Annotated in this window: 14 protein-coding genes; 6 read left to right on the forward strand and 8 right to left on the reverse strand. The window is 53.3% G+C overall.

All coding sequences use genetic code 11. The annotated features are described in order from the left end of the window. Positions 1-211: 211 nt before the first annotated feature. Together proA and proB are read right to left on the reverse strand one after the other, a co-directional pair. On the reverse strand, positions 212-1,465 hold the full coding sequence (gene proA / locus F3J38_RS08530) for a glutamate-5-semialdehyde dehydrogenase (RefSeq protein WP_167136880.1): 1,254 nt from the start codon (positions 1,463-1,465) through the stop codon (positions 212-214). Positions 1,466-1,475: 10 nt separating this feature from the next. Continuing rightward, a complete protein-coding gene (proB, locus tag F3J38_RS08535) occupies positions 1,476-2,579 on the reverse strand; it encodes a glutamate 5-kinase (RefSeq protein ID WP_167136883.1) in 1,104 nt (367 codons plus the stop codon). 247 nt (positions 2,580-2,826) lie between these two features. On the opposite strand from proB, the gene ompC reads away from it, so the two are divergent. Then, complete coding sequence (gene ompC / locus F3J38_RS08540) at positions 2,827-3,942, forward strand: porin OmpC (protein ID WP_167136886.1); 1,116 nt, start codon at positions 2,827-2,829, stop codon at positions 3,940-3,942. Positions 3,943-4,053: 111 nt separating this feature from the next. On the opposite strand, the gene crl is transcribed toward ompC, so the two are convergent. The 3 genes from crl to gpt form a co-directional block, all read right to left on the reverse strand. Then, positions 4,054-4,455, reverse strand: a complete 402-nt coding sequence (gene crl, locus F3J38_RS08545; RefSeq protein WP_167136889.1) for a sigma factor-binding protein Crl — start codon at positions 4,453-4,455, stop codon at positions 4,054-4,056. A 109-nt stretch (positions 4,456-4,564) separates the two neighbouring features. Continuing rightward, entirely contained in the window at positions 4,565-5,812 is a 1,248-nt protein-coding gene (frsA, locus tag F3J38_RS08550; protein WP_167136892.1) for an esterase FrsA, read from the reverse strand. A gap of 121 nt (positions 5,813-5,933) precedes the next feature. Beyond that, a complete protein-coding gene (gene gpt, locus F3J38_RS08555) occupies positions 5,934-6,392 on the reverse strand; it encodes a xanthine phosphoribosyltransferase (protein ID WP_007887137.1) in 459 nt (152 codons plus the stop codon). A gap of 254 nt (positions 6,393-6,646) precedes the next feature. Here gpt and pepD point away from each other — a divergent pair, with 254 nt between their 5' ends. The 4 genes from pepD (at position 6,647) to F3J38_RS08575 (ending at position 11,998) form a co-directional block, all read left to right on the forward strand. After that, the gene (pepD, locus tag F3J38_RS08560; protein ID WP_167136895.1) at positions 6,647-8,107 is read left to right on the forward strand and encodes a beta-Ala-His dipeptidase; all 1,461 of its coding nucleotides are present in this window, start codon (positions 6,647-6,649) and stop codon (positions 8,105-8,107) included. Positions 8,108-8,399: 292 nt separating this feature from the next. Next, positions 8,400-9,905, forward strand: coding sequence for a sugar ABC transporter ATP-binding protein (locus F3J38_RS08565; protein WP_167136898.1), 1,506 nt, complete (start codon positions 8,400-8,402; stop codon positions 9,903-9,905). Continuing rightward, a complete protein-coding gene (locus F3J38_RS08570) occupies positions 9,902-10,900 on the forward strand; it encodes an ABC transporter permease (RefSeq protein ID WP_038648770.1) in 999 nt (332 codons plus the stop codon). Before F3J38_RS08565 ends, F3J38_RS08570 begins: the two co-directional genes overlap by 4 nt. Positions 10,901-10,927: 27 nt before the next feature. Continuing rightward, positions 10,928-11,998 carry a sugar ABC transporter substrate-binding protein gene (locus F3J38_RS08575; RefSeq protein WP_167136901.1) on the forward strand — a complete coding sequence of 357 codons (1,071 nt, stop codon included), beginning with the start codon at positions 10,928-10,930 and terminating at the stop codon, positions 11,996-11,998. Positions 11,999-12,047: 49 nt separating this feature from the next. Here the strand turns inward: F3J38_RS08575 and dinB are convergent, their stop codons facing one another. Next, positions 12,048-13,103 carry a DNA polymerase IV gene (gene dinB / locus F3J38_RS08580; RefSeq protein ID WP_167136904.1) on the reverse strand — a complete coding sequence of 352 codons (1,056 nt, stop codon included), beginning with the start codon at positions 13,101-13,103 and terminating at the stop codon, positions 12,048-12,050. Positions 13,104-13,346: 243 nt separating this feature from the next. On the opposite strand from dinB, the gene dpaA reads away from it, so the two are divergent. Next, a complete protein-coding gene (gene dpaA, locus F3J38_RS08585; RefSeq protein ID WP_167136907.1) occupies positions 13,347-14,090 on the forward strand; it encodes a peptidoglycan meso-diaminopimelic acid protein amidase in 744 nt (247 codons plus the stop codon). Here the strand turns inward: dpaA and F3J38_RS08590 are convergent. Further along, positions 14,061-14,828, reverse strand: a complete 768-nt coding sequence (locus tag F3J38_RS08590) for a class II glutamine amidotransferase (RefSeq protein ID WP_167136910.1) — start codon at positions 14,826-14,828, stop codon at positions 14,061-14,063. The genes dpaA and F3J38_RS08590 overlap by 30 nt on opposite strands. Before the next feature lie 50 nt (positions 14,829-14,878). Next, positions 14,879-15,457, reverse strand: coding sequence for a D-sedoheptulose 7-phosphate isomerase (gene lpcA, locus F3J38_RS08595; protein ID WP_167136913.1), 579 nt, complete (start codon positions 15,455-15,457; stop codon positions 14,879-14,881). Positions 15,458-15,560 lie beyond the last annotated feature (103 nt).

Here is a 15,560-nt window from a genome sequence, read left to right on the forward strand (position 1 = left end):
ACCAGTATTGAATGCCCTACGGCTTGTTCTAATAGGGGTTTTCAGGATTGTCCTGCGGCGCTAAGACCAGCACCTAAAGGAAAAAATGGGCGAAAAGACGCTTAGATGCCATAAATGACAAAAATAAATCAAAAAGCTCTGGGAATAGCTGGATCGAAAGCAAAAAAAATGGGCACCTTTTAGGGTGCCCATTGTTGTGCAGAAGCGAAAATCAGCCGCGAAGCGTGTCGTCGCCCCAGCCAATCCACTTATAGGTGGTGAGTGCTTCCAGCCCCATCGGGCCGCGCGCATGCAGTTTTTGTGTGCTGACCGCCACTTCGGCGCCAAGACCAAACTGGCCACCATCGGTGAAACGCGTACTGGCATTCACATAGACCGCCGAGGAATCCACCTGATTAACGAAGCGGTTGGCATTGCCAATGCTGCGCGTCAGGATGCCATCAGAGTGCTGCGTGCCGTGTTCACGAATGTGGGCAACGGCTTCGTCGAGATCCGTCACCAGTTTGACGTTGAGATCGTTTGCCAACCACTCATCGTCATAATCTTCCGCTTTCACCGCCACTACGCTAGCTGGGCCAGCCTGCAGAAGCCCCAGCACGTTTTCATCCGCGTGGAGCGGAATGTTCTCCTGCGCCATACGTTGCAGGAATGCAGGAATAAAGCGTTCAGCCTGATCGCGGTGGATCAGCAGCGTTTCCAGCGAATTACAGGCACTGGGGCGCTGTTTTTTCGCATTAACGATGACGTCCAGCGCAGGTTCAGTCTCCATGGTCTCATCAAGATAGAGATGACACACGCCAATGCCGCCGGTGATCACCGGAATGGTTGAATTCTCACGACACAGCTTGTGTAAGCCAGCACCACCCCGTGGGATTAACATATCGACGTAGCGATCGAGTTTCAGTAATTGATTGACCAGTTCACGATCCGGATTCTCAATCGCCTGCACCGCACCCGCCGGTAATCCGTGCTGCATGAGCGCATTTTGAATCACGCGTACCGTTGCCGCATTGGTGCGATACGTCTCTTTACCACCGCGTAAAATGGCTGCGTTACCGGTTTTCAGGCACAGAGATGCCACGTCAACTGTGACATTGGGGCGCGCTTCATAAATCACGCCAATCACGCCAAGCGGCACACGGCGGCGCTCAATGCGCAGGCCGCTATCGAGCATGCCACCGTCAATCAATTGACCGACGGGATCGGCAAGACGGCATACCTGACGCACATCGTCGGCAATGCCCTTCAAACGCTGCGGGTTGAGCGTTAAGCGATCGAGTAACGCTGCACTCATGCCATTCTGGCGCGCATCAGCCAGGTCCTGCTCATTCGCCGCCAGGATATCAGCGCTTTCCGCTTCCAGACGATCGGCGATGGTCAGCAACACCTGATTTTTTTGTTCAGTGGAGAGTTCCGCCAGTTTGTACGACGCTGCACGCGCCGCCTTACCCATTTCTTCTAACATCTTCTGCTCCTTAACTGACGATCATATCGTCGCGATGCACGGCAACGGGGCCATACTCGTAACCCAAGATATCGCTGATTTCCTGACTGTGATGGCCAGCAATCATGCGCATCGCATCGCTGTTGTAGCGCGTGACGCCGTGGGCGATATCGCGTCCTTGCAGGTTACGGATGCGGATCACTTCACCGCGAGAGAAGTTGCCCTGCACGTCACGTACGCCTTTTGGCAACAATGAACTCCCACGCTCCAGCACCGCCGCCAGCGCGCCATCATCGATAGTGATTTCACCTGCAGGAGGTGCGCCAAAGATCCAGCGTTTACGATTTTCCAGCGGCGACTGTTGCGCATGGAAACGTGTTCCCACCGGCTTGCCATACAGCACGTCACTGATCACATCCGGACGGCTCCCCGCCGCGATGATGACATCAATACCCGCACGGCAGGCGACATCCGCCGCTTGCAGCTTGGTCGCCATACCGCCGGTGCCAAGGCCCGACACACTGCCACCCGCCAGGGTACGCAGCGCATCATCAATCTGATGCACATCGCTAATCAGTTCGGCTTCTGGATTGGTACGCGGATCGGCAGTGAACAGGCCCTGCTGATCGGTCAGCAGCAGCAACTTATCTGCACCGCCCAGCATTGCGGCGAGCGCCGAGAGGTTGTCGTTATCACCGACTTTAATTTCAGCCGTGGCAACCGCATCGTTCTCGTTAATCACCGGCACAATATGGTTGTCGAGCAGTGCACGCAGCATGTCGCGTGCGTAAAGGAAGCGTTCACGGTCTTCCATATCGGCGCGCGTCAGCAGCATTTGCCCGATATGAATGCCGTAGATAGAGAACAGTTGTTCCCATAGTTGAATCAAACGACTCTGCCCCACCGCAGCCAGCAGCTGCTTTGAGGCGATGGTAGGCGGCAGTTCGGGGTAACCCAGGTGTTCGCGTCCAGCGGCAATCGCGCCAGAGGTCACGATAACAATACGGTGGCCCGCCGCATGCAACTGTGCACACTGACGAACCAGCTCCACCATGTGCGCCCGGTTCAGCCGACGTGAACCGCCGGTGAGGACGCTGGTACCCAACTTGACCACAAGGGTCTGACTGCCACTCATGTTTTTCCTACCATTTAAGAAAAAAAATTCTGCGAAGGGACGTTTTATCAGGAGTCAGCGAGGAAGCCAACCACGGCAAGGGGAAAAGCACAAAAATCCCCTGACAATGCGCTAGACCAAAAGTTCGCGATTAACAAGAAATCAGAAAAAATGTCATAAAACTTTCATCACCAAACGGTAAAACGTCCCGTGTTTTACAAACCCTTTCAAGGGTACAACAAATTTTACTCATTGGGATTGATAGCAAATGAAGAAGAGCACACTGGCATTAGTCGTATCTGCGTTGGCACTGACCTCCGCTGCACACGCCGCAGAAGTTTATAACAAAGACGGTAACAAACTGGACTTCTACGGTCGCGTAAAAGCTGAGCATTATTTCAGCGACGCTGACTCCAACAACGGTGACAAATCTTACGTTCGTATCGGTTTCAAAGGTCAGACTCAGATCAACGATCTGATGACCGGCTACGGCCAGTGGGAATATCAGTACAACGTCAACAACTCTGAAGGTTCTGACGCTAACTCAGGCAACAAAACCCGTCTGGGCTTTGCCGGTCTGAAATTCGGTCAATACGGTTCATTCGACTACGGTCGTAACTACGGCGTACTGTACGACGTAGAAGCATGGACTGACGTATTCCCTGAGTTCGGTGGTGACGGTACTGCACGTTCTGATAACTTCATGACTCAGCGTACCACTGGTGTGGCAACTTACCGCAACAGCAACTTCTTTGGTCTGGTTGATGGCCTGCGCTTCGCGCTGCAATACCAGGGCAAAAACGATGATAAAACCGCTAACGCCCGTGGCACCGCCACTGACGGTACTCGCCAGAACGGCGACGGTTACGGCGCATCTCTGGGCTACACCATTGGTGATACCGGCATCAGCCTGATGTCAGCTATTACCTCTTCTAACACCACCCTGGCGCAGAAAAACCGCGTTTACGGCGGCGGCGATAAAGCAGATTCATGGGGTGCTGGCCTGAAGTATGACGCGAACAGCGTTTACCTGGCGGCTATCTATACCGAAACCCGCAACATGACTCCGTTCAGCGGCACCTATCAGGGTGCTTCAATTTCTGGTGCAGCTAACAAAGCACAGAACATTGAATTGGTTGCTCAGTATCAGTTCGACTTCGGCCTGCGTCCGTCCATCGGTTACGTGCAGACCAAAGGTAAAGACATGGAAAACGGTATCGGCGACGCAGATCTGGTTAAATACATCGACGTTGGCGCGACTTACTACTTCAACAAAAACATGTCTACCTTCGTTGATTACAAAATCAACCAGCTGGATGACAACAACAAGCTGAACATCAACAACGACGACATCGTTGCTGTTGGTCTGACTTACCAGTTCTAAGTCGTTAGCTTTACCCTCCTTGTGTCTATAAAAAAAGAGCCGGCTCATCACCGGCTCTTTCTTTTATCCGTTCACAGGGCAGCCTGAAGCACGCACCCGATAGATTCACGTTCACGCACTAAGTTTAACCGGCTCTTCTTTGAATCCCTCGGCGGGCTTGAGATCCAATTTCTGGTCCTTCAGAACAGCTTTCAGGCGTTCGTGGAAGTTTCGCAACGTACTCTCCACCTTTTCATTATTCTCTTTGCCTTTTATCGCTGCCACACCCCAGTCACCCTCTTTATCAAACAGACCAAAGTGGTATTCGTAGGTGAAGTGGTCCTCATGTGCTTCCAGCGTCATCCACCAGCCCCAGAACTCACGACTCTCTGGTGCCGGTTTAACATTGACGCAAGCTGCCAGACAGTCGAAGAAGAAACGGGTCTCTTCACATTTCCCTTCACGGATGTACGGCCCCAATTCGGTGAAGCGCTTAAGCAGGCGACTACGGGGATGACCACTCGGTAACGTCATGCTAATTCTCCCTCAAATAAACCGTAAAATGTCTTTCGTTACGCTTAGGTCGTACGCAACGCAAACTTTCCCGGATATAAGTAGTAGCAGAGAGTGGGAATTTCGCCAGTCAGACACCCAATTGTTTTGCTAGCCAGTCACAAATTTGATTCAACGCCTTCTCAAAACTGGCGAAAACCGGCTTAACGGGAATCGCCAAAACCTTGCCTTGCGCGGAAGAGTTGGCAATCAGCTGCGCTTCCTCTTCAGGGCTAAATAAATCATTCGGCCAGTAAGCCGCCAGCATCGGCGTCGGCGTTCGTCGCCCCAATAAGCCCTGCACTTTCAAAGAATACCGATTGAGTTCAATGCGCAAATTACTGTCAGAGGCAGAAACCATCCCCAAACGACTCGCCAGCATGTCCATGTACATATCCGGCAGTTTCTGCTGGCGCTCCGTATCCACAAAGACGTTGTGCACCATTGCCCCTAACGTAGCCACCGCACGCAGACGGGGAACTTCAAGATAGGCAAGCCGCGTCGCGACGTTGGCACCAAACCGATACCCAAACACTGCGACTCGCGTATGGTCAATCCAGGGAACGTTACTCAGCTCACGCAGCACCTGTTGGTGAAGCTGGCTGGTGTCCTGGTTCAGCGTCCATTTACTGCTGAACCCAACAGAAGGCATATCCAAGGTGAGCATGGCAATACCGCGCGGTGCGAGATAATCGTGGAACAGGCGGTAGTGATCGCTTTGTAATGAATCCAGGCCACCGCAGAGCAGCACAGTAGGATATGGCGCTTCAGCCTGTGCGGGCATATGAAGAAAACCCGTTACCGGGCTGCCGCCGCTGATCTGGAAGGTGAGCGATTTCAGCTCACCGGGCAGACGCTGTGTGGCTTCTTCATAAGCGCGATTTGCCAGAACCTGCGCCTGATCGGCCAGATCGTCACCCTTGATATAAGGGTAAGCGGCGATGCTGTAAAGATTTGACGCGTGCAACCACTGCTGGCCCGCCTCGTCATGATTCTCATTCTGCATCGCCAGCTGTTGCCACACCGCAGCCTGCTTTGACCACTCGTAGTTCCAGTTGCCACCGCGATAGCCAATCACCGTGTCCAGTTGATTCTCATCGGTGTGCTCATACTCGCAGATGGCGATGCGTGCCAGCACTTCGCTGATCTCCTGCGGCGTCAGGCCACGCCAGGTCCACAGCAGTTTATTGAGCATACGATACCAGCAGCGTTGGGTATCGCCCTCAAGGGCGTTGTGCACCTGCATCGTATGGTGATGCTGGCGATGCACCAGTGAGGAGGTTTCTGGGTGTTTAAAGCGGGGCTTAAAAAGCTCTTCGCTGAGGTTTTTATCCGACATCTTAGACGTTCTCCCGCGATAGTCGCATAGATGCCTAAGAGTGTACTGCACCCACATGTTGGGTGCGAGGCGTAGAATGCACAACGCCCGGCATAACCGGGCGTTGTTTGCGTTGCATCAATCAGCTTTTGACGATTGGCGGGATGTAAACCACGCCCATGTCCCACGGCTGTTCGATCCAAGTATTCTGCGGAATATCGACAATGTAGTCGTCCACCAGCGCACGGCCAGCCGGCTTCGCGAAGATAGTGCAGAAACGCGCTTTAGGATACATATCGCGGATCGCCTGCGCGGTGCCGCCAGTATCAACCAGGTCATCAATCACGATGAAGCCTTCACCATCGCCTTCGGCACGCTTCAACACTTTCATTTCGCGCTGATGATCGTGGTCGTAGCTTGAGATGCACACGGTGTCGACATAGCGAATACCCAGTTCACGCGCCAGCAGCGATGCCGGAACCAGACCACCGCGGCTCACCGCGATGATACCTTTCCACTGTTCCACAGGAAGCAGGCGCTGGGCCAGTTTACGGGCATGGATCTGCAACATGTCCCAGGTGACGACGTATTTTTCGCTCATAAAAGAAATCCCGACCAACAATGTTGGTTTAAAAATAGGCAAGGGGGAAAAGGTTGCGCGAGATTATAAGGATCTGACGCGTTAAAAACCAGCATCTGTCGCATTGGATGCAGGATTTTAGCGCACCTGAGTACGCACCCGGTGAAAAACAGTGATATTCTCAGCCCCATCACGTCAGATGTGCTGACGGCGATCTTTCACTGGAACCCGGCGTGCGAGCGGTATGTCCGCCGCGCTGACACAGGAGACGCATTGTGTCTGAATTGTCGCAACTTTCCCCCCAACCGCTGTGGGATATTTTCGCTAAAATCTGCTCCATCCCACACCCTTCCTATCATGAAGAGGCGCTGGCTGAGCACGTGGTTAGCTGGGCCAAAGAGCAAGGCTTTTGGGTTGAGCGCGATCAGGTCGGCAATATCCTGATTCGTAAACCTGCCACCGCGGGCATGGAAAAACGTACCCCTGTCGCACTGCAGGCGCACCTCGACATGGTGCCGCAAAAGAACAACGACACGGTCCACGACTTCACTAAAGATCCTATCCAACCTTACGTTGATGGCGAGTGGGTTAAAGCGCGTGGTACCACGTTGGGCGCCGACAACGGTATTGGCATGGCTTCTGCGCTGGCAGTGCTGGCCGACAACAGCCTGACCCACGGCCCGCTGGAAGTGCTGCTGACCATGACCGAAGAATCGGGCATGGATGGCGCATTTGGTCTTCAGCCAAACTGGCTGCAGGCCGATATCCTGATCAACACCGACTCTGAAGAAGAGGGTGAGATCTACATGGGTTGCGCGGGCGGTATTGATTTCATTACCACCCTGCCATTAAGCCGCGAAGCGGTTCCTGCGGGCTTTGAAACCCTGAAGCTGACGCTGAAGGGCCTGAAAGGCGGCCACTCCGGTGCCGACATTCATCATGGTCTGGGCAACGCCAACAAGCTGCTGGCGCGCTTCTTCGCGGTCTACGCGCAGGAACTGGATGTGCGTCTGATTGAATTCACCGGCGGCACCCTGCGTAACGCGATTCCACGCGAAGCTTTTGCCACGCTGGCGATCGACAGCCACAAAGTGGATGCACTGAAATCGGCTGCGGCCCATTTCCAGGCCACGCTGCTGAACGAGCTGGGCATTAAAGAGAAGAACATTGCGTTAACCACCGAGCCGCTGGCACATCAGGGCCAGGCGCTGAGCACGGACAGCCGCGATCGCTTCATCAACCTGCTGAACAGCACGCCGAATGGCGTGATTCGTAACTCTGATGTGGCAAAAGGTGTAGTAGAGACCTCGCTGAACGTCGGCGTGGTGACGATGGATCAGGACAATGCCGAAATCATCTGCCTGATTCGTTCACTGATCGACACCGGCAAAGATTGGGTGGTGGAAACCCTGACTTCACTGGGCCAGTTGGCTGGCGCGAAAACCGCACCTAAAGGTGGCTACCCAGGCTGGCAGCCCGATGCCGATTCGCCAGTGATGGCGCTGACGCGTAAAACCTATGAAGCGCTGTTTGGCAAAACGCCAAACATTCAGGTGATTCACGCCGGTCTGGAGTGTGGTCTGTTCAAGAAGCCGTATCCAAACATGGATATGGTGTCGATTGGGCCAACCATTACCGGTCCACACTCACCGGATGAGCAGGTGCACATTGAGAGCGTCGGTCTGTACTGGAAGCTGCTGACTGCGCTGCTGACTGTGGTGCCAGAGAAGGCATAAGCCTTCTTCTTTGCTGTGAGAAACCAGGCTTCGGCCTGGTTTTTTTATGCCGTTATGTGGCCGGGTGCGACTTTTAGGTTGCTCGCGCCACCCAGCATATTCCTCTACAAACCAACCTTATAACCTCCTGATTTAACCATACCTTTACCTCCCTCCAGTTTTAGCCGCCGTTACACCCAGATGTCTGGATGGCTAATAAGATTTCGTGCTAGCTTATGCCCTTTCATTTGTTGCTCAGCGTTATTGGTTCAGAAAAAATGCAGCCCACTCTCTTTATTAAAGGCCCGGCTCAATGAGTGCGATCAACCGCCTGGAGATGCGTAATATCTCTATCGCTTTTGGCGGTTTTGCCGCACTGACCCAGGTGGACTTTCTCACCGAGGGCGGTTCAGTGCATGCGCTCACGGGCGCAAATGGCGCAGGAAAATCCACGCTGATGGCGGTGCTGTCGGGCGCTCACAGCCATTACAGTGGCGAAATTTTGTTGGATAATGCGCCGGTTTCGATTCGTTCACCGCGCGATGCCAAAAAGCTCGGTATTCATCTGGTGCAGCAGGAAGTGGATGTGGCACTGGTCCCGCAACTCAGCGTGGCGGAAAACATTCTGCTCGATCAGCTCGCAGAACCCGGCCATGTCTATAGCTGGCGTGAAATCCGCCGCCAGGCACGCGCCCTGCTTAACCAACTCGAAGTGAATATTGACGTTAATCGTTTGGTCGAGCGCTGCTCGCTGGCAGAGAAGCAGCAAATCCTGCTGGCGCGCGCCCTCTCCCATCACTGCCGCTTTCTGATTCTGGATGAACCCACTGCGCCGCTGGACCAGCACGAAAGCGAGCGCCTGTTTACCGTGGTGCGCCGTCTACAAAATAACGGCATTGGCGTGGTGTTTATTTCCCATCGTATCCATGAGTTGAAAGCGATATGCGATCGTTTAACCGTGCTGCGCGATGGTCGGCTGATTGAAAGCTCCCCCATGGCGGCACTCAGTGGCGAGCAAATCGTCGAAAAAATGCTCGGACATCAGCTCACCGATGTCTATCCACCCCGTCGGGAACGGAGCGAGCAACCTTTGCTGTTATCGGTGGAAGGCCTGCACGATGAGCAATTGTTGGCTGATATTTCACTGCATCTGCGCAAAGGCGAAATCCTCGGTATTGCTGGATTAGCCGGCGCGGGAAAAACCGAGCTGTGCAAAGCACTGTTTGGTGCCAGTAAAAGCCGCGTTGAAAAAGGTGAATTGCATGGCAAGCCCTGGCGCCCACGTTCACCCCATGACTCCGTCGAAAACCGCATGGCGCTGGTGCCTGAAGAACGCCGCAAAGAAGGCATCTTTATTGATGAATCCGTGGCCATGAACCTCAGTGTCAGCGCTGATAACAGCTTTTCACGCTGGAGTCTGTTTGGACACCGTCAGGCGTGGCGCTGGGCAGAAGCGGTGATTCAGCGCCTCAACGTGCGTACCACTGGTCCCGCCCAAATGCTGCGCCGTTTATCGGGGGGTAACCAGCAGAAAGTGGCGATCGGCAAATGGCTGCGCAACAACGCCGACGTATTGATTTTTGATGAGCCGACCAAAGGCGTGGATATCAAAGCCAAAACTGACCTCTTCAGTTTAATCGATGGCTTAGCACGCGAAGGCAAAGGCATCATTTACGCCTCTGGCGAGTTTTCCGAGTTAGTCGGCTTATGTGACCGTATTTGTGTGCTCTGGGATGGGCGCATTGTGGCAGAAATGGAAGGTCGTGAGGCCACAGAAGAGATGCTATTGCTTTATTCCACCGGAGGAACCCCTGCGTGAGCAGCAAAGAACTATCCCTGAACCCGCAGCCTTCTCTGCGTCATAAATTATTCGATTTCCTCTACAAGTGGGGCATGTTGCTGACCGTAGTGATCCTGATCGCCGGGTTTGGTCTCGCTTCGGACAGCTTCCTTGAACCCACCAACATCATCAACATCCTGCGCTCGATTGCCATCGTCACGGTGATTGCCATTGGTGTGTCGATTTCGCTGACCATCGGCGGCTTCGATTTGTCGGTGGGTTCCACGGCTTCGCTGGCCAATGCCTTGGTAATTTCCCTGTTTGTCTGGCACGGTTTTGGCACCACCGAAGCGATCATCATCACGCTGTTGCTGTGCACCTTGGTTGGGCTGCTCAACAGCTTCCTGATCGTCATTCTGCGCATTCCCGACATGCTGGCGACGCTGGCGACGCTGTTTGTCATTCAGGGCGTGGCGATGACCTACAGCTTCGGCGGTTCGATTACTGAAAATATGGTGATGCCGAGCGGCGATATGGCGGAAGGCACCATTCCAGCGGCGTTTGGCCTGCTGGGTCAGGTGCCGACTATTGTGATCATCATGCTGGTGGTGACGATCGTCGCGCAGTTGGCCCTGTCTCTGACCAAACATGGGCGTCGCATGTACGCGCTCGGCGGTAATCCTGAAGCCGCGCGCCTCTCTGGCATTCGCACTACGCGCTATCGCGTACTGGCCTATGTGTTGGCTTCACTGCTGGCTGGTTTAGGCGGCATTTTACTGGCATCGCGTATTGGCTCTTCGCAGGTCAATGCCGGCAGTGGTTATTTAATGGATGCCGTTGCCGCAGCCTGGATTGGCTTCTCACTGGCCGGTTCCGGCAAACCTAACGCGCTCGGTACGCTGGTGGGCGCAGTGATCCTCGGTGTACTGCAGAACGGGCTGGTGATGCTGTCCGTGCCCTATTACGCCATGGATATTATCAAAGGCCTGGTGCTGGCTCTGGCCCTGGCGATTACCTACATTCAGCGCCGTTAAGGCGCGTTTACTGAGAAAGAACGCATAATGAAAAAAATTACCCTTTCGCTGCTGGCATTAAGCCTGCTGAACGCCAGTGCAGCTTTCGCTGACACCGTGACACCCGTACCCGCCGCCATCGCCAATCACCAAGGTCCGGTACGCATTGCTATCATCCGTAACCTGGGTTCAGACGATAACACCACCCAGTTTATTGCTGGTGCTATTCAACAAGGCCGCCAGTTAGGTTTTAAAGTCAGCACCTTCCTGAGTAACGGCGATGATGCGCGTTTCCAGGACTTTGTTAACCAAGCGATTAGCCAGAAATACGACGGCATTATTCTCTCGCACGGTAAAGACCCTTACTCCACCGCGTTAGTGCAACGTATTGTGGCTGCCGGCATCAAACTGTCGGTCTTTGATACCCCAGTGAATACGCCAGTCAATGGCGTCACCGTGACCGCGCAGGATGATGCTTCGCTGGCACAGGCGTCACTGGGCCAGTTAATCAGTGATTTCCATGGCAAAGCCAATATCATCAAACTGTGGGTAGCAGGCTTCCCACCACAGGAACGTCGTCAGGTGGTGTACGAGAAGCTGCTAAAAGAGAATCCAGGCATTCATCAGCTGGAATCGATTGGCGCCGTCTCTACTGATGTGCAAGGCGACACCGCTAACAAAGTTGGCGCAATTTTGGCGAAATATCCAAAAGGTCAGATCGATGCTATCTGGGCATCATGGGATGCCTTCAGCCAGGGCGCGTATAAAGCCTTGCAGGAGAATGGTCGTACTGAAATCAAGCTTTACAGTATTGACGTATCCAACCAAGACCTGCAGCTGATGCATGAGAAGAACAGCCCATGGGTGCAGACCGTTGCGGTTGATCCTAAAACCATCGGCGCAGTGAATATGCGTTTAGTGGCGAACAAAATCGCCGGTGAAGCCACTCCGGCGAGCTACGAATTTAAGGCGGCTTCGATTTCGCAGCAGTTGCTGAATAGCCAGCAAGGTGCGATTAACGTGACCTCCCTGAACAAGATCATCCCAGGTTGGGGTGTGAACAATGATTTCGTCGCCCCTTGGTTTGCTACGCTGGAAGCGAAATACGGCAAGAAGTGATTTAATCACTGACCTCTTGAACATGGCGACTTTAACGTCGCCATGTTTATTACCAACCCAATACCAACTGCCTTTCCAGCTGTGGGTCAACCATGGTGACGTGCAATCCCACCAGCCTGACACCGCGCCCTGCTCGCCGTTCATCCCAAGCCTGGCGTGCCACTGCAATCATGTCATCCTTATTTAATACCGGCCAGACATGCTCTTGGGTCGTCTGCTGAAAATCATTAAACTTCAACTTCACACCCTGGCGGGCAATCTGTTTATCCGGACGAATATTTGTCAGCCGGCGATCTAATTCGGCATAGAGGAAATCGATGATCTCCAGGCACTGCTCCCAGCTGTGAATGTCTTCAACCAATGTCCGTTCAACACCCAGCGATTTACGCTCGCGTTCCACCACCACATCACGATCGTCAATGCCGTTGCTGCGCTCCCACAGCACGCGGCCAAACTTACCAAAACGTTTGAGCAGCAGCGCTAAATCTGCTTTTTGCACATCGGCACAGGTCCGCAGCCCCATATCTTCCAGCTTTTTGGTGGCGACTTTACCCACCCCAGGGATCTTGCTTAAAGGCAGCGTCAGCAAAAAGTCAGGCATCATTTGCGGGGTAATCACATATTGCCCATTAGGTTTATTCAGATCGGAGGCGATCTTGGCGAGGAATTTGATTGGCGCAATGCCAGCTGAAGCCGTTAACCCGGTTTCGCGCAGGATGTCAGCGCGAATGGCCTGCGCCATTAGCGTGGCCGAGCCCTGACAATGCTCACTGTCTGTCACATCCAGATAGGCTTCATCCAGCGATAAGGGTTCAATCAGTGCGGTATAGCGCGAGAAGATATCGCGAATCTGCCGTGATGCTTCTTTATAAGCATCGAAACGACCAGGTAGCAACTTAAGATGCGGGCAAAGCTTCAGCGCCATCGCGGTGGGCATCGCACTGCGTACGCCAAATTTACGCGCCGGATAATTAGCGGTGCTGATCACGCCACGCTGGACGCGGCTGCCACCAATAGCGATGGGGATATCACGTAATGAAGGATCGTCGCGCATTTCAACCGCTGCGAAAAAGCAGTCCATATCGACATGAATGATTTTGCGCATACGCCCTCCGAATACTGGATAAGTATACAGCAGTAAAAAATATCGGCAATCATTGTTGTGCGAGGCATTAAAGTTTACAAAATTCTGGTCGTAATCCCTTTAGGAATGCACCATTTTTACGGACACTGTCTTGATTAAACCTCAGACAATGTTAATGTTGCGCTGCGGTAGCGGATATTTCCGATAATGCAATACCAAGACGCTTTGCGTCATCGTCTCTCTTCACTTCAAGGTACACACAGAATGGGCAGAATCGCATTGTTGCTTGCGATGATTCTTATGCCGGTCCTTAGCTGGGCAATTTCGCCAGAGCCTTCACAGCCGTCGGCTCCGGTGAGCAAAGAGTTAAAGAAACAATTACTGGGTACACCCGTTTTCATTCAGATCTTCAAGGAAGAGCGTACGCTGGAACTGTACGGAAAAATCGGTAATGAATATCGTCTGCTGGACAGCTATCGCATTTGTAATTTCTCTGGTGGTTTAGGGCCTAAACGTCGCCAGGGTGATTTCAAAAGTCCGGAAGGCTTTTATAACGTTAAGTTGAACCAGCTCAAACCCGATAGCCGTTTCTACCGCGCAATTAATACCGGATTCCCGAATCAATACGATCGTGATAAAGGCTATGACGGTAACTATTTGATGATTCACGGTGATTGCGTGTCGATTGGCTGCTATGCCATGACCAATGCGTCGATGGATGAGATCTTCACTTATGTGAACGCCGCGCTGCGCAACGGTCAGCAGGATGTGCAGATTAATATCTATCCGTTCCATATGACGGATAGCAATATGCAGCGCCACCGCTACTCAACCTACATCAACTTCTGGCGTGAACTGCAGCCGGGCTACGCGTATTTTGAGAAGTACCATGTGCCGCCAACGGTCAACGTGACGACCACAGGACAGTATGCGGTCAACAGCACGCCGGTGATTTCAACACCGGAGGCTGCTTCCAAGTCATTCCTGGCGCTCACCCAGGCAAAATAATGCCCACTCGCCTGGCACTATCCGGTGCCAGGTTTCATTGCCCGTCAGCGGCTGCGTCGCAATCACAGTGACCACATCTTTTGGCGTGGTTTGCTGCAAGAAATCAATTTCCACATCCTGATCGAGTAAGGTCGCCTTACCGAACGGCGCACGCCGGGTAATCCAATACAGATTGGTTGAGCAATATGCCATCAGATAGCGACCATCCGACAAGAGCATGTTGAACACACCTTTCTGACGCAACTCGCCCGCTAATTCAGCAATGTAACGGAACACCGCAGGCCAGTTACCTGGCGTACGTGGGTAGCGCTCAGCCAGCTTGTGCAAAATCCAGCAGAATGCCTTTTCGCTATCGGTTTCGCCTACCGGACGAAAATGGCCGGTATCAAGCTGGCGATAACCTTTCAACTGCCCATTGTGCGCGTAGGTCCAGTTGCGTCCCCATAGCTCTCGCGTGAACGGGTGGGTATTTTCCAGCGACACCTCGCCACGATTCGCCTGGCGAATGTGCGCCACGACCGAATGTGATTTGATCGGGTACTCTTGCACCAAACGCGCAATTGGTGAGTTGTAGCTTGGCTGCGGATCTTTGAAGGTACGGCATCCTTTTCCTTCATAGAAGGTGATGCCCCAGCCATCTTTGTGCGGCCCGGTTCCGCCGCCACGCTGCACCAGACCGGTAAAACTGAAACAGATGTCCGTAGGGACATTGGCGCTCATCCCGAGCAATTCGCACATAGCAACCGCCTTAAGTCAGAACCTCCCGCAGTGGCGGGAGGAACACGTCATTACTTAACCATCTCTTTTTCGACCAGCAGCATCAGGATGTGAATCACTTTGATATGAATCTCCTGGATGCGGTCCGCGTAACCGAAGTGTGGCACGCGAATTTCGATGTCTGCGCTGCCAGCCATCTTGCCGCCATCTTTGCCGGTCAATGTGATCACTTTCATGCCCTTAGCACGCGCCGCTTCGACCGCTTTAATGATGTTAGCGGAGTTGCCGGAGGTTGACAGGCCCAACAGCACATCGCCTTCACGGCCTACCGCTTCTATATAGCGTGAGAAAACATAGTCGTAGCCAAAATCGTTGCTGACGCAGGAGAGATGGCTGACATCAGAGATGGCAATAGCCGGATAGCCAGGACGATTTTCACGGTAGCGTCCAGTCAGCTCTTCAGCAAAGTGCATGGCATCACAATGGGAGCCGCCGTTGCCACAGGAGAGCACTTTGCCGCCTGCTTTGAAGCTGTCAGCCAGCAACACGGCTGCGCGCTGAATCGCGTGAATGTTCGCTTCATCACTCAGGAACTTATTGAGCGTATCGGCTGCTTCGTTAAGTTCTGAGCGAATAATGTCCTGATACATAGGGATGTCCTTTAGAGGAAAGATTGACCCTGCAAGTTTAACGGAATGGGGCAAAGCCGCAAAGCGCCTGCATAGCGTAAAACGCGATGAGAATGTCCCGTTT

The organism is Candidatus Pantoea formicae (genome assembly GCF_011752625.1).
Lineage (GTDB): Bacteria > Pseudomonadota > Gammaproteobacteria > Enterobacterales > Enterobacteriaceae > Pantoea > Pantoea formicae.